The organism is Geobacillus sp. G4 (assembly GCF_040327975.1).
In the GTDB taxonomy this organism is placed as follows: Bacteria; Bacillota; Bacilli; order Bacillales; family Anoxybacillaceae; genus Geobacillus; species Geobacillus thermoleovorans.
On record NZ_JBEPJY010000005.1, the window covers coordinates 21432 to 39542 of the forward strand.

Annotated in this window: 22 protein-coding genes and 1 pseudogene; 7 read left to right on the forward strand and 16 right to left on the reverse strand. The window is 51.5% G+C overall.

All coding sequences use genetic code 11. The features are described from left to right. The first annotated feature begins 101 nt into the window (after nt 1–101). Nucleotides 102–452 (forward strand): YuzC family spore coat inner layer protein, encoded by a 351-nt coding sequence (locus ABS784_RS07580; RefSeq protein ID WP_352511988.1) that lies wholly within the window; start codon nt 102–104, stop codon nt 450–452. A 365-nt stretch (nt 453–817) separates the two neighbouring features. Here the strand turns inward: ABS784_RS07580 and ABS784_RS07585 are convergent, their stop codons facing one another. Continuing rightward, nucleotides 818–994 carry a hypothetical protein gene (locus tag ABS784_RS07585; RefSeq protein ID WP_157068345.1) on the reverse strand — a complete coding sequence of 59 codons (177 nt, stop codon included), beginning with the start codon at nt 992–994 and terminating at the stop codon, nt 818–820. 307 nt (nt 995–1301) lie between these two features. Here ABS784_RS07585 and ABS784_RS07590 point away from each other — a divergent pair. After that, nucleotides 1302–1451 (forward strand): annotated as a pseudogene (locus tag ABS784_RS07590) (PLP-dependent transferase); the annotation flags it as partial. A gap of 39 nt (nt 1452–1490) precedes the next feature. Here the strand turns inward: ABS784_RS07590 and ABS784_RS07595 are convergent. Together ABS784_RS07595 and ABS784_RS07600 are read right to left on the reverse strand one after the other, a co-directional pair. Continuing rightward, on the reverse strand, nt 1491–1895 hold the full coding sequence (locus ABS784_RS07595) for a LuxR C-terminal-related transcriptional regulator (protein ID WP_352511990.1): 405 nt from the start codon (nt 1893–1895) through the stop codon (nt 1491–1493). Nucleotides 1896–3607: 1712 nt separating this feature from the next. Continuing rightward, entirely contained in the window at nt 3608–3766 is a 159-nt protein-coding gene (locus ABS784_RS07600) for a hypothetical protein (RefSeq protein ID WP_167346076.1), read from the reverse strand. Nucleotides 3767–3924: 158 nt separating this feature from the next. Between ABS784_RS07600 and ABS784_RS07605 the strand changes: the two genes are divergently transcribed. Further along, complete coding sequence (locus ABS784_RS07605) at nt 3925–4533, forward strand: biotin transporter BioY (protein WP_352511992.1); 609 nt, start codon at nt 3925–3927, stop codon at nt 4531–4533. 45 nt (nt 4534–4578) lie between these two features. On the opposite strand, the gene ABS784_RS07610 is transcribed toward ABS784_RS07605, so the two are convergent. The 3 genes from ABS784_RS07610 to ABS784_RS07620 all read right to left on the reverse strand — a co-directional run bounded on the left by ABS784_RS07610 (nt 4579) and on the right by ABS784_RS07620 (nt 7950). Further along, entirely contained in the window at nt 4579–5577 is a 999-nt protein-coding gene (locus tag ABS784_RS07610; protein WP_352511994.1) for an inorganic phosphate transporter, read from the reverse strand. 17 nt (nt 5578–5594) lie between these two features. Then, entirely contained in the window at nt 5595–6215 is a 621-nt protein-coding gene (locus ABS784_RS07615; RefSeq protein WP_352511996.1) for a DUF47 domain-containing protein, read from the reverse strand. Between the two features lie 232 nt (nt 6216–6447). Continuing rightward, nucleotides 6448–7950, reverse strand: coding sequence for a leucyl aminopeptidase (locus ABS784_RS07620; protein ID WP_352512166.1), 1503 nt, complete (start codon nt 7948–7950; stop codon nt 6448–6450). A 184-nt stretch (nt 7951–8134) separates the two neighbouring features. Here ABS784_RS07620 and ABS784_RS07625 point away from each other — a divergent pair, with 184 nt between their 5' ends. Continuing rightward, the gene (locus tag ABS784_RS07625; RefSeq protein WP_352511998.1) at nt 8135–8944 is read left to right on the forward strand and encodes a cobalamin-binding protein; all 810 of its coding nucleotides are present in this window, start codon (nt 8135–8137) and stop codon (nt 8942–8944) included. A gap of 15 nt (nt 8945–8959) precedes the next feature. On the opposite strand, the gene ABS784_RS07630 is transcribed toward ABS784_RS07625, so the two are convergent. The 5 genes from ABS784_RS07630 to ABS784_RS07650 all read right to left on the reverse strand — a co-directional run bounded on the left by ABS784_RS07630 (nt 8960) and on the right by ABS784_RS07650 (nt 12380). Next, on the reverse strand, nt 8960–9598 hold the full coding sequence (locus ABS784_RS07630) for a 3D domain-containing protein (protein WP_352512000.1): 639 nt from the start codon (nt 9596–9598) through the stop codon (nt 8960–8962). Between the two features lie 293 nt (nt 9599–9891). Then, nucleotides 9892–10215 (reverse strand): YuiB family protein, encoded by a 324-nt coding sequence (locus ABS784_RS07635; RefSeq protein WP_044733302.1) that lies wholly within the window; start codon nt 10213–10215, stop codon nt 9892–9894. A 56-nt stretch (nt 10216–10271) separates the two neighbouring features. Further along, entirely contained in the window at nt 10272–10409 is a 138-nt protein-coding gene (locus ABS784_RS07640) for a YuiA family protein (RefSeq protein WP_197071988.1), read from the reverse strand. Between the two features lie 123 nt (nt 10410–10532). Beyond that, nucleotides 10533–11036, reverse strand: a complete 504-nt coding sequence (locus ABS784_RS07645) for an NUDIX domain-containing protein (RefSeq protein ID WP_352512002.1) — start codon at nt 11034–11036, stop codon at nt 10533–10535. Between the two features lie 120 nt (nt 11037–11156). Further along, on the reverse strand, nt 11157–12380 hold the full coding sequence (locus ABS784_RS07650; protein ID WP_352512168.1) for an NAD(P)/FAD-dependent oxidoreductase: 1224 nt from the start codon (nt 12378–12380) through the stop codon (nt 11157–11159). A gap of 276 nt (nt 12381–12656) precedes the next feature. Here ABS784_RS07650 and ABS784_RS07655 point away from each other — a divergent pair, with 276 nt between their 5' ends. Beyond that, on the forward strand, nt 12657–13655 hold the full coding sequence (locus ABS784_RS07655) for an NAD(P)/FAD-dependent oxidoreductase (protein WP_011232424.1): 999 nt from the start codon (nt 12657–12659) through the stop codon (nt 13653–13655). A gap of 161 nt (nt 13656–13816) precedes the next feature. On the opposite strand, the gene ABS784_RS07660 is transcribed toward ABS784_RS07655, so the two are convergent. The 4 genes from ABS784_RS07660 to ABS784_RS07675 all read right to left on the reverse strand — a co-directional run bounded on the left by ABS784_RS07660 (nt 13817) and on the right by ABS784_RS07675 (nt 16102). Continuing rightward, complete coding sequence (locus ABS784_RS07660) at nt 13817–14119, reverse strand: LapA family protein (RefSeq protein WP_011232425.1); 303 nt, start codon at nt 14117–14119, stop codon at nt 13817–13819. 220 nt (nt 14120–14339) lie between these two features. Beyond that, on the reverse strand, nt 14340–14705 hold the full coding sequence (locus tag ABS784_RS07665; protein WP_011232426.1) for a HesB/IscA family protein: 366 nt from the start codon (nt 14703–14705) through the stop codon (nt 14340–14342). A 151-nt stretch (nt 14706–14856) separates the two neighbouring features. Beyond that, nucleotides 14857–15729: a diaminopimelate epimerase gene (dapF, locus tag ABS784_RS07670; RefSeq protein WP_011232427.1), complete on the reverse strand. Its 873-nt coding sequence runs from the start codon at nt 15727–15729 to the stop codon at nt 14857–14859. A gap of 133 nt (nt 15730–15862) precedes the next feature. Continuing rightward, on the reverse strand, nt 15863–16102 hold the full coding sequence (locus tag ABS784_RS07675; protein WP_011232428.1) for a YuzB family protein: 240 nt from the start codon (nt 16100–16102) through the stop codon (nt 15863–15865). A 171-nt stretch (nt 16103–16273) separates the two neighbouring features. Between ABS784_RS07675 and ABS784_RS07680 the strand changes: the two genes are divergently transcribed. Beyond that, complete coding sequence (locus ABS784_RS07680; protein WP_011232429.1) at nt 16274–17344, forward strand: NAD(P)/FAD-dependent oxidoreductase; 1071 nt, start codon at nt 16274–16276, stop codon at nt 17342–17344. Nucleotides 17345–17382: 38 nt separating this feature from the next. On the opposite strand, the gene ABS784_RS07685 is transcribed toward ABS784_RS07680, so the two are convergent. Continuing rightward, complete coding sequence (locus tag ABS784_RS07685) at nt 17383–17736, reverse strand: YuzD family protein (protein ID WP_352512006.1); 354 nt, start codon at nt 17734–17736, stop codon at nt 17383–17385. An 84-nt stretch (nt 17737–17820) separates the two neighbouring features. Here ABS784_RS07685 and ABS784_RS07690 point away from each other — a divergent pair, with 84 nt between their 5' ends. After that, nucleotides 17821–18063: a NifU family protein gene (locus tag ABS784_RS07690; RefSeq protein ID WP_011232431.1), complete on the forward strand. Its 243-nt coding sequence runs from the start codon at nt 17821–17823 to the stop codon at nt 18061–18063. Nucleotides 18064–18111 lie beyond the last annotated feature (48 nt).

Genomic DNA, 18111 nt, shown 5'->3' on the forward strand with positions numbered 1-18111 from the left:
CAGAAAAAAGGAGCGAAACCGAATGAAGGTTTCGCTCCTTTTTTGATATTCGCACATATCGTATTATCGATTCCATTTTTATAAAGGAGGCTCAAGCGGCCATGTTCGTTCATTTCCCGCGGATGCCGGCCAGCCCGTATCCCCCGATCGACCCGGCGCTCTTTTCCCAGTCCGCCGCCACGGCGCAGGCGCTGATGAACGATGCCGCCGCCGTTTTGAAAAAACTCGCCGAATCGCGTTCGTTCGCGGCCTCGGTCATGTCGGCCGCCCAAGAAGGAAAAACGGAGGAAGTGAAACGCCTGATCCGCTCGCTCGGCATCCGCTCCAAAACGGACGTGTATTTCAATCCCGACGGCATCCGTCTGACGCTGTCGCCGCCGCCAGGCACGTTTCCGTGCTGCCAGCTCGTTGTCGGCTTGCGCTGGAACGTGTTTCCGCCTTTTGGCGGATAGCCTTCGCCATCACGGCGGCGGGCGAAATGGGAGAAAACGGTTCGCAGGAAGCCTGCGCTTTTCGCATTCGCCGCTTTGGCAGCGGCTTGGCGATTGGCGGAAATCCGTTCAAGACGGTCGCGCCCGACGCGGCAACGCCGCTTCCAGACCATGCACGGCGCTGGAGGCGGCGTTGTTTGCGACTTGCCGCCCCAGGCAAAGCAGGCAGACAACCCTTTTCACACACAAACGGTTCTTGATCCAGCCGCCGACCTTAGTAACCAAAAAAGGCGGCGATCGTCTCATCACCGTCCAGCGCCAACGCCCCAACGATCTTGCCGGGCATCGTCGCCCGACAGCCCCTTCCGTTTCCTTTATGCATCCGATTACGTGCGTCGATAGATGACATCACCGACAATAATCGTGATCAAAGAAATCAACATCGTCAATTTGACCACCTTGTAGTCTAAAAAGCGCAGCACTTGTTCTTCAAACATGTAGACGAAAAAGAAAATGATCATCAGCACGGCAACAAACAAGACAAACTTTTTTTTTCGATTCATGGACACCGATTCTCCTTCATCAGAATGTATCCAATACATTGCTCGTCGTTTTGATCATATCGTCGGAAATATATACTTTTTTCAGATTGGTGCGCTTGCTGTCACTGTAGACAAAGTGATAAGCGTCATATATAATTAATCATAATAATCACTGTAATACCGTATGATTTTTACTGTCGTCCAGTACGGTTTTATATAAGTTGCAATTTTGTTTTACATGGCATTGTTCGCTCTTCTTGCCACCGTGCCAGCTTGTCAGGTGATAAAGACGGGACATGGAGATCGGAAATTCTTTATTGCAACTTATATAAGTGCAGAAGACTTAAAAGCATCCGGCGTGACAGAAGATATGATTCGGTTATCGGTCGGAATCGAAAACGTGGGCGATTTAATCGAAGACTTAGAACAAGCGATCGAAGTAGCGACAGGTGTGCGGTCGATATGTTCGCAAGTGTAGGTATGAAAGATGCTAGTTAGAGTTTTCGACTAGCACCTTTCATTTTATGAGTTGTAACCGCAGCGCTTCGGCAACCGCTCCTGTTCGTGACAACACCCCTAATTTCCCGAAAATAGAAGAAAGATGACGTTCCACTGTTCGTTTGCTTATATTTAGCTTTTCGCTGATTTGCGCACTTGTTTGATCATCTGCCAGTATTTGTAATATATCTATATAGATGCAACGAAAGCATTTAACATATCCTTGACGGAAAAGCGGATTGCCCATTTTTGACTGTCGAAGGCAAGCCAAAGGCTTGCCTCCGTCACGCCAAGGCGTGACGGAAGACCGAACAACGCCCCGCTTCAGGGGCTGACCCAAAAGCGTCATTCCTCTCAAACGAAATACAACATATTGCGCATGATTCATTGTTTCGTGGCGATATATGGTGATGAGCAAGGACATAAATTTACAATAAAACAAAAAAGAGATATGAGCCCAATTCCTTGGTTAGAATAGATGTGCTACCAAACCATTCATAAGGAGGGTTCATGTCTCTTGAAAAGAGGCTGATTTATGTTATCTTTGTTTTTTAACTTTCTATTTTTTTTCCTCATTCTAGTCCTTATTTTTGTAATAGTTTTTAATGATTTTATCTCTAAAAAATTACTCAGATATCTCTTTCCGTGTTTGATTATTTTAATTTTTCTAATTCCATTAATAGGTCATTCAAATCTATTGCTAAATTATCAGTTACGAACTCAATTAGACAAATTATCAGTTGATAAAGTGAATTTCCTCTCAGATAAGAAGGCGGTAGAAGAGATCAATTCGTTAGATCATCCGCTTCGATTTAAAATTCTATCAAAGACAAAAAAAAGAAATAATATGTTTGATTTCGTTATCAAAACGGAAGATAATAAACATAAATATTTGATTCGAATGGTAAATTATACTGAACCATTTAAATGGGTTCCATTTAACGACTTTCAAATAAATCAAGTGAATAAAATTGAATAATACCCGTGGTGCTATATAGATGCAACGAAAAAGTTTAACATACCCGTGATGCTAGTTGAGCGCTAGCGCTCAACTAGCACCACGGGTTTTATATTTTCCTTATAGAACGGAACAAGCAGACGAATAGCGGAATCACATGAACAAGCAGCGAAAGGCCGATAAACGTTGTGGGAATCCCGAGGTTGTAAAGATATCGAATGCTTTCATTCTTCTCAATCAGCCAATATCCAAGCCCAACAGAAACGGTAGACATGCAAAGAAAACTAAAGAGGATTTGTCGAATCGATCGGCAGGTGACCGTCAGGCAAACAATGACCAACAAATAGAGAATCCAAAAGACATGATCCGGATATTCGCCCCTTTTCATGTTTATGCTTTGATAATAGTTAATCAGGAATAATGACGGAGAAAAGAACAAGGTAAACAGTATAAACTTTATTCTCTTGGTCATAAAGATTCTCCTTGGTGCTCCGTCATTTGAATCCGCCACATCCATTTTATTCGCCTTCGGTTAGGCAGGATGACTTGAACCTTTTGCATAATCGCTACTTTTTCGTTTGAATATGATTTTTAATCTCATTTAGCAATTTCATGATTTCCTCATTTTGTTGTGTCACTCTTTTTAAATCTTTGGTTGCAAAAAGAACATAGTAAACCACGAAAACGAACAAACCGATCAAAAACAATACAATCAAAACGATCTCTAACAAATTGAGTTCACCCTTTATTTATTTATTTATTCTGAAAAGAGTAAATCCTCCAGGTAATTATTATATTTTATGGTCTGTTTGGGTTTTTCATAGAACTTTTGACGCTACCTCACTCCCTTACCAAGTACACGTTATGGTAAACCAACTATATATTTACAATTAGAATTTTACTGTAAATTAAAAAAAAGGAACTTTATCACTATATCAAAAATAGGTGTTTATTCATAAAAATCAATCAATTCGTTTCCTTCTATTCCTTTCATGCCGAAAAACCCACTGAAAAACGAGTGCAACATTCGAGCCGGCAGCATTTTATCAGAACGACAAGACCACTCTAAGGGAACTCGATGGGGAGGCGGCCATCTTTTTTCGCTCGATCCTCCGGCTTTTTCGAGGCGCGAATCGGTCCAAGACGTTTTTCTTTCCTGTCGATCCGCACCCCTTCTTTTACGCATTGCCGTTTTCATCCATCGGCTGCCGCTTCCCGATTTCCGCCGGGGTGCGCAAATCGCAGCCGTCGTCGTTTTTGCTTGTGTGGATGATGTCTTCGTTCGCCCCCATTTTGCTCGCCCATCTCAGCTCCTCGTCCGGGAGGAACCGCTCCATCGCCATCCTCCTTCCTTTGCGCAGCCGCCCTGGCTGCCCCGTTTTTGTTTAGCATTCCCGAAGGCATATGGCATCATCCATTGAGAGAAAAAGGAATTGACATGATGCCGATTGTTCTATATGATTTTGTTAACGATAAAAAGCAAGGGGGTTTACATATGAGCGAACAACGCGCTTCGCTTCGACCGATTGACATGACGCTCGCCGCCATGTTCGTCGCCTTGATGGCGATCGGGGCGAACATTACGTCATGGGCGCCGTTTCTTGTCGTCGGCGGTGTGCCGATTACGCTGCAGACGTTTTTCTTCGTCCTGGCCGGCGCGGTGTTAGGGCGGCGGCTCGGTGCGGTGGCGATGATCGTCTATATGCTCGTCGGCCTCACGGGTGTTCCGGTGTTTGCCAAATTCAAAGGCGGGCTGTCGATGATTTTCGAACCGACGTTTGGCTTCATCCTTTCGTTTATCGTTGCCGCTTATGCGACCGGCTGGATCATCAACCGCGGCTCACAGCCGGCGGCAAAAGCTCGTTTCGTCACCGCCGCGCTCGTTGGCATGGTCCTCAACTATGTCATCGGAACGAATTGGATGTATATGGCTTACAAATTATGGGCGGAAGCGCCGGCGGGACTTTCGTACCGAATGGTGTGGAGCTGGATGCTCGCGCCATTGCCAAAAGACATTCTCCTGTCGATCGTCGCCGGCTTGATCGCCCCAAGGCTTTGCCGGGCGATCGGACGCTCTTCCGCCGCCGGCCGCTCGGCCGCCTAAACGCAAAAAAAGCGCGCCTGTTTTGGACAACAGGTGCGCTTTTTGTCAGAAAAACAAGCGAAGAACTTGGTACACAAATCCGGCAATCAATGCCGAGACCGGCAATGTAATAATCCAGGTGAGCACAATGCGGCGAGCGACACCCCATTTGACTCCTTTGACCCGTTGGGCGGCGCCAACCCCCATGATGGACGACGAAATGACGTGGGTAGTGCTGACCGGCAAGTGGAACATCGTCGCTGAAAGAATGACGAGTGCGGACGACAAATCAGCCGCCACTCCATTGATCGGGCGGATTTTCATAATTTTTCCACCCACCGTTTTAATGATCTTCCACCCGCCGACGGCCGTTCCCAATCCCATGGACAAGGCGGCAGAAATGCGCACCCATTCAGGAATGTCGGTCGTCGCGTGGTATCCGCCGGCGATTAATGCCATCGTAATGATCCCCATCGCTTTTTGAGCATCGTTTGTTCCGTGCGTATACGCCTGAAACGCCGCGGTCACAATTTGAAACATCCGAAAGCCCCTCGTCGTGCTGTATAAGTTGGCGTTTTTAAAGATAAAGCGAAAAATGCTCATTATGATAAAGCCGACCCCTAACGCCAAAAACGGGGAAAGAATGAGCGATTGTAAAATTTTCAAAAATCCGCCATAATTCAAAATCCCAACCCCAGCCGCGGAAATCGCCGCCCCGGCGACTGAACCGATGATCGCGTGCGAAGAGCTGCTCGGAATGCCGTAATACCACGTGATCAAGTTCCAGGCAATGGCTGATATCAACGTTGCTAAAATAATGAGCGGCCCATTTTCCAGCGCAAATGGGTCGACAATGTCTTTCGTAATCGTTTTCGCGACGCCGGTAAAGGTGAGCGCGCCGATAAAGTTCATCGTCGCAGCCAAAATAATGGCTTGACGCGGCGTGAGCGCCCTTGTCGACACCGATGTCGCGATGGCGTTGGCCGTATCGTGGAAGCCGTTGATAAAGTCAAATGCCAAAGCGAAAATGACGATGAGAATGGTTAAAATCAGGATCGCATCCATAAAACCAACGTCCCCTTTTATGCGTTGCGCATGATAATCGTCTCTAACGTATTGGCGACATCTTCACAGCTGTCGGCAATCTCTTCGAGCATTTCGTAAAGCTCTTTGTATTGAATGATTTTAATCGGGTCTTTTTGCGTCACAAACAAGTTTTTGATCGACGCGCGCAAAATTTCGTCGCACTTCGTTTCATAATCCTTAATTTTAATGGCGTGCTGGCGCATATCGAGCAATTTTTTATTCGCAAGCAGCTCGAGGGCATGGACGATTTCAATCGTGCTTTGGTAAATATAATCAAAAAACTTCACCATATGTTCATCGATGCCCGTAAATGAAAACATTTCAAACCGCGCCGAACATTGCTCAAATCCATCAAGCACATCGTCCATTTTCATCGCCAGCTGGTGGATGTCTTCCCGCTCGATCGGCGTAATGAACGTTTTGTTCAATTGGACGACCAGTTCATGAATGAATGAATCGCCCTTTCGTTCATACTCTTTCATGACGCGGGCAAATTCTTTCAAATCGCTTACGTTGCGAATTTTATACTCAACAAAATATTGGGCCGCTTCCTTCACATTTTCCGAAATCGTAAACAACATATCAAAAAACACGTCTTTTTTCGGTGAAAAAATCATATCCGACACCCTCCATTTACGAAATCAAAATCACCGCTACTTATTCTAACAATTTAAAATCCATTTACAATACAAAAAGAGAAAATTTACAATAGATTTACACTAACTTTACATTTTGTTCGCTTTTCGTGCTATGTACTATAGTGCCAAACAAAAGCCGAAGCTATGCACGTCCGCTTCGGCTCGTTTGCGTCCACCGCCTAACGTCCAAGCGGCGAACTGCACGATTCTTTTAGTCGTCTTGGCCAAACCGTTCGACAAACGCGGTGAGCGTGCGCACCATGACGCCCGTCGCTCCAGCCGGGCCGAGGTCGCCGTCTTTCTTTGCGGCGGCCGTTCCGGCGATATCCAAATGCACCCACGGAGTGTCTTCCGCAAATTCGCCGATGAACGCCCCGCCCATAATGGCGTGCCCTTCGCGCCCCGGCGAGTTGTTCAAGTCGGCGATTTTGCTGCTGCGCACCCGCTCGCGGTCGTGTTCTGTAATCGGCAGCCGCCAAATGAATTCCCCGGTTTCCATCGACGCTTCCAGCACCTGCTCAAACAGCTCCTCATTGTTCGTCATCGCCCCCGTTTTGTCCGCGCCCAAGGCGACGATCACGCCGCCTGTCAACGTAGCGACATCGATGATGTAATTCGCGCCGCATTGTTTCGCATACGTCACCGCATCAGCCAAAATGAGCCGTCCTTCCGCATCAGTGTTTTTTACTTCAATCGTTTTTCCAGACAAGGACGTAATGACATCGTCCGGCTTGAACGCCTCGCCGCTGATCATATTGTCGGTCGCTGGAATGACAGCGAGCACGTTTTGTTCCGGCCGCAGTTCGCCGATCGCTTCCATCGCCCCGAGCACCGCCGCGGCGCCGGCCATATCGGTTTTCATGTCAACCATGCTGTCGCGCGGCTTCAAGCAATAGCCTCCCGTATCAAACGTCACCCCTTTGCCGACAAGGGCGATCACGTTTTCCCACCCGTCTTTTCCTTGGTATTTTAAGACGATCAGTTTGGGCGGCTGTTTTGACCCTTGGTTGACAGCCAAAAGCGCCCCCATGCCGAGCCGCTCCATGTCTTCCTTCTCCAAAATTTCATAATCAAAGTCATACCGGTTCGCGAGCTTTACGGCATAGTCGGCCAAATCCGACGCCGTCAGCAAATTCCCCGGCGTATTGACGAGCGTGCGCGCCGAATTCGTCGCCTTCCCGTACACCGAGCCGACAAACAAGCTCGCCTCAATTTCTGCCGCTTCGGCCGCCGTGTAGACGATGAGCGATTCGAGCTGGTAGTCCGGTTCTGACTTTTTCTGCTTATACCCAGGAAATTCATACGTCGCCAAATGATACGCTTCCGCCAAGGCGTGCGCCGCTTCGTTTCCATCGACAGACTCGGTCGTAAACGTGTCCAACGCGACTGCCGCTTTCGTCCGCTTTTCCTGCTTCAACGTGCGAAACAGCTTGCCGAACGTCTCGCGCAGCCGCTCAAACGTCAGCTCTTCTTTTTTGCCAAGGCCGACGAAATACAACCGTTTCGCCCCCGTCAGCAAAAATGGATGAACGCTGGCGATGCGCCCCCGCTTCGCGGAAATATCGCCTTCTTTCCGCAGCTCGGACAGCTGCCCGCCAAGACGGGCGTCGTACTCGCCGGCAAGGCCGCTCCATGAATTCGCCCCTTCAAACAAGCCGATGACAAGCGCCTCATCCCGTTCCTCAACCGACGGCAATGGTTTTACCGTAAACATCGTCTCATCCCTTTCCATGTTGATTCACTCCCACCTTCATTATAGCGAGGCAAAGCGGTTGTTTCGACTATCTAATTTTCTCTCCCTGCGTTCACTCAAAAAAAATCAGCCGCAGCGAGCAGGAAATTGCGTTCGCCAAGGCGAATCCGTCATCATCACGATGATTGAGAAAGGACCGACGCTGATGAGAATCGTTTCCCTTTGTCCAAGCAACACCGAACTGCTCGCCTATCTCGGCCGCCTTGACGATGTCGCCGCCGTCGATGATTCATCCGACTGGCCGCCGGAAGTGAAGCGGCTGCCGAAAGTCGGGCCGGATTTGCGCATTGACATGGATCAAGTCGAAGCGCTCAAGCCTGATCTTGTTGTCGCCTCCTTAAGCGTGCCCGGCATGGAGCGCAACGTCGAGGAGCTCAAACGGCGCGGGCTCCCGCATCTCGTGCTGGCGCCGAATTCGCTCGATGACATTGCCAACGACCTTCTTCGGCTTGGCGAAGCGCTTGGCGAAACGAAAAAAGCGGCTGAACTTGTCCGCCGCTATTATGACGTGCTTGATTGGCACCGCGAGCGGGCCGCATCGGCCGAACCGGCCCGCCTCTATTGGGAATGGTGGCCTCGTCCGCTCTTCACCCCGGGCGGCGCCAACTGGCTGAGCGAATTGAGCGAACTCGCCGGCGGGCGCAACATTTTCGCCGACTTTCCTCAAGCGAGCGTCCAACCGGAATGGGACGACGTTCTCGCCCGCAATCCGTCGCACATCTTGCTCGTTTGGGTCGGCGTGCAGACAAAAAAAATGAGCGCAAAAGCCGTCACGGCGCGCCCGAATGCCCAACAGGCCGAGGCGGTCCGCACCGGGAACATCCACATTTTAGAAGAATCGCTCTATTGCCGTCCGTCTCCGCGCCTCTTGGTCGGATTAAAAAAATTGGCGCCGCTTTTGCATCCGGCGCTGTTTCCTCCCGCTGACGGCCGCGATCCGCTCCTTTGCGGCTGACGGGCGGGAGCCCTCTCAACTTTTTGATTCCAAATACTGCTGGCGAAACACTTGCATCGTTTCATCTTCGTTCAACCGCTTCAACTCCTCTTCCGACAGCGTGCCATCGCCTTTTTGCACGATATAGACGTTGACTTTTCGTTTTCCCCAATATTTATATACATCTTCGACGGTTTCATAGTATAAGTCAATGCGATGGCCTTTGATCGCCCCGCCTTTGTCGGCGACGACGCCGAACCCGTATCCGGGGATGAACAAAATCGTGCCGATTGGAAACACGGTTAAATCCGCCGCAATCGTCGAATAAAGATCGCGTTTGACGCGGACGCCGGAGTACGTGATGCCATACTCAGGGTGATCGGGCGTTTTCCCGGTCGATTCAATGCCGGCTGTATAGCCGGTGGCGACCACTTCAACGGATGGATATTTTGACCAGTCAAAATGATCCTCAAGCCGCGGAACAGAGCGGCTCTCGTTCTTCGCAAGCCCTTTCATTCCCCAAATGGGCTGATGATCCATCGATAAAGCGCTCGGAAAGGGATGGAGAACCGTCTTCGCGTCAACCCCGGAAACGGACTCGAATGTCGCAAAGAGCGCCGCCAAAAACAGCAGCGTCATCGCGGTTCGGCGCACGAACTGCCTGAACCCATTCAATGCTCTCAACTCCTCTCACATCTCTATTTATCTCCATTTCAAATCGAAATATTCATTGCGAATGAGACAAAAGAAACGAAAAAACCGTCCATGAACAGCCTCATTGTGAAATCCGAACGCAAAGCTTGGGCGTTTGGCCAAAAACATACCCGAACCGACGTTGTGATCCGCTCGCACGCTCATCAGCGCTGTTCACAAAAAAACGCCTCTGCCCAAGGCAGAGACGCTTGAAAACATTCAACAATCCTTTCGCGCTTTTTCCATTAGAATGCGTTTTGCATTTCGAACATGCTTTAAAACATTTGATACCCTTTCGCCCTCAACGTGCGGATCGCCCATCCGGCGCAAAGAGCGCCGGCAAAGCCGCTTGACAAAATCAACAAATCCGCCGCCGCCAGCGAAGCGATTTTCCGGCCGAGCGCCGCGAACGCATCGGACGGCGCGGTGAAATAGCGCATCAACGGCACATCGTCGATAATGAAAACCGCAATCAACGGAAAGCAGACCGCCAAAATCCACGTCATGCGCAAAATCATGTTCAGCAAAAATCCAATGCCAAAAAACAAGACGAAAAACAACACCATCGAAATCAACACGACCGGCAAACTCATTTGCATCCGCCCTTCACCTCCCGTACACCCGTTTTCAGTGTACTGGATCGGGCGGATGACCGTCAATGTTCGTTCTCCTCTTCGTGATCGCTTCCCGTTCCTTGGCAGCTGTAGCACGTTTCCGATCCGCCCAAAAGCAGCTGAACGTATCCATGCCCCTCGCAGTACGGGCAGTCGTTCATTGTCAATGTTTTTGGCATCGATGTTCCCCTCCGTTTCTTTTTTGTTAATATATCAAAATTTTCTGCAAAATAAAACGGCGATTCCCCCTCATTTCCGCCTGTGTAAGCGGATACATCTTTCGATCGCTTTTATTTTCTTGACTATTCTTTCAATTTCGATGATTCGAAGTAAAGGCGGTATTTCGTGTAGCCGAACGGATCGCCGGGATTGAGTCCGTCATGCAGCGAAAGGGAATCAAGCGGCTCGAGCGCCAACAAATAGCGAAGCAAGCCTGATGTGTTCGGATCATTCTCGAGCGCCGTTTTGCTCAAAAACGCGGCGGCATACAGCTCATCCGTCTGCACGACGATGTCGCGCGAGAGCGGGCGCAACAGAAAAATCGCCATATTGTCGCTGATCTCCCCAGCGATGACGCCGGTGCGCAAGCCTAGAAGCGCGACCGGCTCGGCGTCGATCCCCGTTTCTTCCTTCACTTCCCGAACCGCCGCCTCATCGAGCATTTCCCCCGGCTGGACGAACCCGGCCGGCAGCGACCATTTGCCTTTTAGCCCGCTGTATTTTTTCTTGACAACGAGCCATTCCCCATTCTCGTTGATAACCAGTCCGGCCGCCGCAATCCAAACGTTTCCTCGTTTGTTGTCCATCGTCCTCATCCTTTTCTCCCTATCGTTATGCACCCGTTTGTATTTCGACAATCGAGCGGCGGATCCCTGTTTCGCTGCCATGCAAAAAGCTCCCGCCATCACGGGAGCTTTTTGGATTGATTAGAAAAATTTAAATTTGCCTTTTTTCATCACAAGCGACGAACCGCCGATCAAATACAGGGCGCGGTTGTCAATCACTTTTTTCATGAAGCTCGCTTTCGTGCCCCACAGCTTTTTGCCGAACACGACCCCGATGGCATCGTCATGGCCGAGCGAGCAAACCGTCCCTTTAATATCCGGCTTGAACGGCTCCAGCTCCCCTTGTCCACGGATGAGCACCGCCAAGTTTTTCGCGCACAGCTGGCCTTCTTGCATGGCGATTTGCGCCGTCGGCGGATACGGGCGGTTCGTTTCTTCATCAATCACGAGCGAACAGTCGCCGACGACGAAAATGTCTTCATGCCCCGGGACGCGCAAGTACGGATCCACTTTAATGCGCGCCCGCGCCGCTTCAAATCCAGATTCCTCGATGACGCGGCTGCCGCGCACGCCGGCCGCCCAAATGACGGTGCCGGCTTTAATTTCTTCCACATCATCGCCTTTGGCGACAATGATGCCATCCGGCGTGCATTCCTTAATCGCCGTGCCGATTCGAAACTCGACTCCTTTGCGCTCAAGCTGGCTGACCGCGTACTCGACGAGCTCCGGATCGAAGCCCGGCAGCGCCGTGGGCGCCGCCTCCACGCAAATGATGCGCACTTTGTGCGGATCGATGTCATACTCGCGGCACAGCTCCGGCATCCGGTTGGCGAGCTCGCCTAAAAATTCAATGCCGGTAAACCCCGCTCCGCCGACGACGATCGTCAATCGCTCCTCTTTCTTTTCCTCTTCCGCGTTGTACGTCGCAAACTGGTACTCGATATGTTCGCGGATTTGCCGCGCGGCGTCGACATTGGCGATCGAAAATGCGTATTCCTTCAACCCTTTGATGCCGAACGTTTCTGATTCAAACCCAAGGGCAATGACGAGATAATCGTACGTCAGCTCGCCGTTTTCAAGCAGCACTTTCTTTTCGTTTGGAATGATTTTCGTCACCGTATCTTGGATGAATTTCACTTTGTTCCGGTCGATGACATCGCTGATCGGATAGCGAACGCGGTCATGATGCAGCGTCCCAGCCGATGCCTCATGAAGCCATGTCGTCTCATAATGGTAATCGTGCTTGTTTACGAGCGTAATGTTCGCTTCGTTCACGCCGATGAGCTTTTGCAGGCGAACGGTCGTCATCAACCCGCCATAGCCAGCGCCTAAAATGACAACGTTTGGTTTTCTCACCTGGATCACTTCCACCCTTTTTCATTTTTTCTCATTCATTTGTTATAGCTTTTGCGGCCGCCCCCGTTTTTATTGAGCGAAGTTTGTGAAATAATTCACGTTAACCGCCAAAAAAATGTCGAGGGACTGTCACAAAAAATTAACAATCTCTCCACAAAACATATTAGTCCTTTTTCTTTCCCTTTTCAAGTTTTTTTTTCTGTTCGTCCAACAAAAAGGATCGTTATAACCACGCCCATTTATGGTAAGATAAACTTGTAATGCCATGACTTCGCGCAGGGAGGGATGTCGGTGAAAGAAGATCGCAACGTCTACGATGTCACCATTATCGGCGGCGGGCCGACCGGGATGTTTGCCGCGTTTTACGGCGGCTTGCGGCAAATGAAAGTCAAAATTATCGAAAGCCTTCCGCAGCTTGGAGGGCAGCTGGCCGCGTTATATCCGGAAAAATACATATATGATGTCGCCGGATTTCCGAAAGTGCGCGCCCAAGAGCTTGTCAACCAGCTGAAAGAGCAGATGGACCTATTTTCGCCGACCGTCTGCCTGAACGAGTCGGTCGACACGCTCGAAAAGCAGGAGGACGGAACGTTTAAACTCGTCACCAATCAACAAATCCATTATTCGAAAACGGTCATCATCACCGCCGGAAACGGCGCCTTTCAGCCGCGTCGGCTCGAAATCGAAAGCGCTTCCCGCTATGAAGGAAAAAACTTACATTACTTCATCAACGACTTGGGGCAGTTTTCCGGAAAGCGCGTGCTCGTCTGCGGCGGCGGCGACTCGGCTGTTGACTGGTCGCTCATGCTCGAACCGATCGCCCAAAGCGTCACGATTGTGCATCGCCGCGACAAATTCCGCGCCCATGAACATAGCGTCGAGCAGCTCAAGAAGTCCAGCGTGCAAGTGAAAACGCCGTTTGTGCCCGTTGAACTCGTCGGCGATGAACACGCCATCCGCCAAGTCATCCTCGAGCATGTGAAAGAAGGAACGAAAGAAACGATCGATGTCGACGCCGTCATTGTCAACTACGGCTTTATTTCTTCGCTTGGCCCCATCAAAAACTGGGGGCTTGACATCGAAAAAAATGCGATCAAAGTCAACTCGCGGATGGAAACGAACATCCCCGGCGTGTATGCGGCGGGCGACATTTGCACGTACGACGGGAAAATCAAGCTGATCGCCTGCGGCTTTGGCGAAGCGCCGATCGCCATCAGCAGCGCCAAAACGTACATCGACCCGACGGCGCGGATGCAGCCGGCGCACTCGACATCGCTGTTTTAATGGCGCTCCGTCGGGAAAACAAGCGGAAGCGAAGGGGCGCTCGGCATTTCGCCTTAACGCCGCATCCCGACTGATTGGAGCCATTCATATAGCCCGCCCCGTCCACACCCGTTTTTCAAGCAAAAGGCGCCCCTCTTTGTTGGGGGCGCCATACTCATGCCTCATCCCTCTCGCTCCAGCGAAACCGACTCGCCATCAGTATTCCCAGCCTTGTTTTTCGTCCATTCCTCCCGCTCTCTCTCGAGCAGCTTCACCTGCCGGCGCAGGCTGAACAAACGCACCCATCCGAGCATGCCGACGACAAGGCCGCCAAGGACGGCCGAACCTAAAATGACGATAATGAGCGGCAAGCGGGTTTCGCCGACTAAATAATGGATCGTCACCTGCTCGACATTCGCCACCGCCAGCAGCGCCACAATGAGCGCCAAGACAAGCGCCAAGATGACATTGATTTGTCCTTTCATCGTTTCTCCTCCTTTGGCGCTCCCGAAAAGGCCGATGTTGGAGCGCGGCCGTTTTCCCCAATTTCGTGAGGGAAAGACCACCCTTCCAACATTTCGCCAGTCGGTGCACGCCCGCGTTTTCAACCGGCCGTGCGGCGAAAACCGGCCTTCTCAAGAGCCCGACGTCACGGCAAGGCAGGCCGTTTTCCTCTGCCAGGCAGATGGACGTCATCCCGCCTGCTTAGCATTGCTCCGGCGTGCCGGCATTGGTCGCTGTGCGGAACGAGGAGCCGCAGCCGCACGTCGCAATGGCGTTCGGATTGTTGATCGTAAACCCGCCGCCAAGCAGCGACTGTTTATAGTCGATGACCGTTCCGCGCAAAATCGGCGCGCTGTCGCGGTCCACCAAAATTTTGATGCCGTGCTGCTCAAATTCGATGTCATCCTCACGCCGCTCATGGTCAAAGCCCATGCCGTACGACAACCCGCTGCAGCCGCCGCCATGGACGCCGACGCGCAAGTACGCGCCCTCTTCTTCCTGCTCTTTCATCATATCTTTGATTTGAAACGCTGCCGCTTCTGTCAGCGTAATAACTGCCTCTGCCATCCATGATCCCTCCTTTAACGGTTGACACTGGCCAAACAGCTTGGCCGTTTTTCGACAGGTTCGCCCGCTTTCACCCGACGGCTCAGATGGGGCGAATCCCTTGAATGATTCCGATCTTACTTCATAGTATACCGTCTTTGCCTTTCGATGCTCAACCGTTCCGCCCGCCTCGGTAGTAATAAACGCCGGTGCACACGGTCTCCGCCGGACCGGTCATGCGCACGCGCCCGTCGTGCCCCCATACGATCGTTAAATCGCCGCCGGCCAAATGGACGACCGTTTCCTCCCCGCGCGCCGTTTTGCCGTTTAACACGGAAGCGACGACCGCCGCGCACGCTCCGGTCCCGCACGCCTGCGTCACGCCGGAGCCGCGCTCCCAGACGCGGAAATGAAGCTCGCGCTCGTTCACCACTTCGACAAACTCGACGTTCACCCCTTCCGGAAAGCGCGGGTCCTTTTCCACGAGCGGGCCAAGCGTCGTCACCGGCGCTTTTTGGATGTCATCAACGTAAAAGATCACATGCGGGTTGCCCATGGACACCGCCGTAATTTCATATTCGCCCCCAGCGATGGCAAACGGCTCGGCGACGACCCGCTCCGCTTCCGGACCAAGCATCGGAATGGCGCTCCGCTCAAGGCGCGGCTCGCCCATATCGACCGTCACGCTTGTCACTTCGCCATCTGCTACTGCAACACGGGCTTCGACAAGCCCGGAGAGCGTTTCAATCAAAAAGGTGCGGTCGCTGACGATGCCGTGCTCGTACGCGTATTTCGCCACGCAGCGCAAGCCGTTGCCGCAGTTTTTCCCTTCCGAGCCATCGCTGTTAAAAATGCGCATTTTGACTGGCGCTTTCTCCGATGGACAAATGAGAATCAAGCCATCGGAGCCGATGCCTGTGTGGACATCGGCGACGCTGCGGGCGATCGCCGGCAGCTCCTCCTCGGGCAATGTTTCCCGGAACAGATCAACGTATATGTAGCTATTACCCAATCCATGCATTTTCGTAAACGAAAAAGAACGCACATGACTCCCTCCTGAACATTTTTTGCGCTTCGCATGTATAATGGCGGCATCTCCTGGGCACAATGGGAATATCCCCCGTTTTTTCATTATACATTGAAGAGGATGCCGCATCGCGGACATCCTCCTTTTTTCGTTAAAACATTGGGTTTTCCTCGAGATGCCGATAAATATTTTCCACGAGCTGCTCAGGCGTTTCGCCGCTGACAAACTCGCCGTTGACGAGCGCAAACAGCGTTTCCGCGCAGCGTGTGCAATAGCTTAAGCAACTGTATTCAATGATGTCCAAGTTCGGATCCTTTTCCAACATTTCCATTGCTTTGTACGACCCGCTGGCTAAGTTGCTGATGCAAAATTCGATGATTGGCAACATCATGCGCATGTTCACCTTCCTGCTTCCCATCGTAGCGGTTTTCCGGCGCGGCGTCAATGAACATGCTCGTTCGATCGAGGAAGCGGAAAAATGATTGTTCTTTTGTCACAATTTCGTTATACTTTTCTATGGCATTGTCGGCTTTAGAAACTCGACAAAAGGGGATTTTTCACGATGAGACAACTTGTATTGCTTGGCGGAGGATACGGCAATATGCGCATTTTGCAGCGCCTCCTCCCGGACGAATTGCCAAACGACATTCATATTATCCTCATCGACCGCGTTCCGTACCATTGTTTAAAAACGGAATATTACGCCTTGGCCGCGGGAACGGTCAGCGACCATCACATCCGCGTCCCGTTTCCGGAACATCCGCAGCTTGTGTACCAATTCGGCGAAGTCGTCTCGATTGATCTCGACCAGCAGCTCGTCCATTTAAAGGATGGGAGCAGCGTCCGCTACGATGATGTCGTGATCGGATTGGGCTGCGAAGACAAATACCACGGGGTGCCGGGCGCCGAGGCGCATACGTACAGCATCCAGTCGATCGATAAGGCGCGCGCCGCCTATGAAGCGCTGAACAATTTGCCGCCGAAAGCGACGGTCGGCATCGTCGGCGCGGGATTGAGCGGCGTCGAGCTGGCCAGCGAACTGGCGGAGAGCCGTCCGGACTTGCACATCAAGCTGTTTGACCGCGGTGAGCGCATTTTGCCGATGTTTCCGAAACGGTTGAGCGATTATGTGGAAGGATGGTTCGTTGAACACAAGGTGGAAATCGTCCGCAACTCCAACGTCACGAAAGTCGAACCTGGCGTCTTGTACAACCACGACGAGCCGGTCAAGTGCGACGTCATCGTCTGGACGGCCGGCATTCAGCCCAACCGCGTCGTCCGCGAACTGAATGTCGAAAAGGACAAGCAAGGCCGCGTGGTGCTGACGAAGCGCCATCACATCCCCGGCTATGAAAACGCCTACGTCGTCGGCGACTGTGCGAGCCTGCCGCATTCCCCGAGCGCCCAGCTCGCTGAAGCGCAAGCCGAGCAAATCGTCCAAGTGCTGCAAAAGCGGTGGAACGGCGAAGAACCACCGAGCGAATTCCCGCCGATCAAATTAAAAGGCATTCTCGGCTCGCTCGGCAAAAAGCACGGCTTCGGCTTGCTCGCCGACCGCCCGCTCACCGGCCGGGTGCCGCGTTTGTTGAAATCAGGCATTTTGTGGATGTACAAGCATCACCATGGGTACTGACAGCACAACTGGCCCTTATTCGGCGAAAAAGGCGGAGTTCATTCCGCCTTTTTCCCTTCCGGCGTCGACGGTTGATACCCGAATTTTTCCATTTCTGCACAAATCGCTTTGAGCCGCAGGTTGCCTTCGGCGACGACGTTTCCTTCGATCACCACGACCGGATACACCCAATCTTCTTCGACGATCGTCTGCGCGAGCTCCCGCTTCTCCTCGTCATCGGCCGGCGGCGCAAAAATGTCGACGTACGTCATCACAAACGGCTGATCCGGATACTTGCGGCGCAGCGCGGCCTCGAGCCACTCGTACGTTTCTTTCGACGACGGCAGCTGCACGCATGCCGGGCAAATGACGTCGGCCCCGTACACACAAATTTCAACCGGCTTGAATGTCATCGTTGTCACCCTTTGCAAAAGCAAAATTTATCATTAGATTTTTTTTGTCACTATGATTATAATAAAAACTAAGGAAAGGAGTCGATGGAAATGACGGATCAAGAAATCAAAGAACAAGTGCAAGAAGTTTTAGATAAACTGCGTCCGTTCCTGCTTCGCGACGGCGGCGACTGCGAACTCGTCGATGTCGAAGACGGCGTCGTGAAACTTCGCCTCCTCGGCGCGTGCGGCAGCTGCCCGAGCTCGACGATTACGCTCAAAGCCGGAATTGAGCGCGCCTTGTTTGAAGAAGTGCCGGGCGTCGTCGAAGTGGAACAAGTGTTTTAATATGAAAAATCCGAACAGCGGCCGCTGTTCGGATTTTTTTATCGCCAG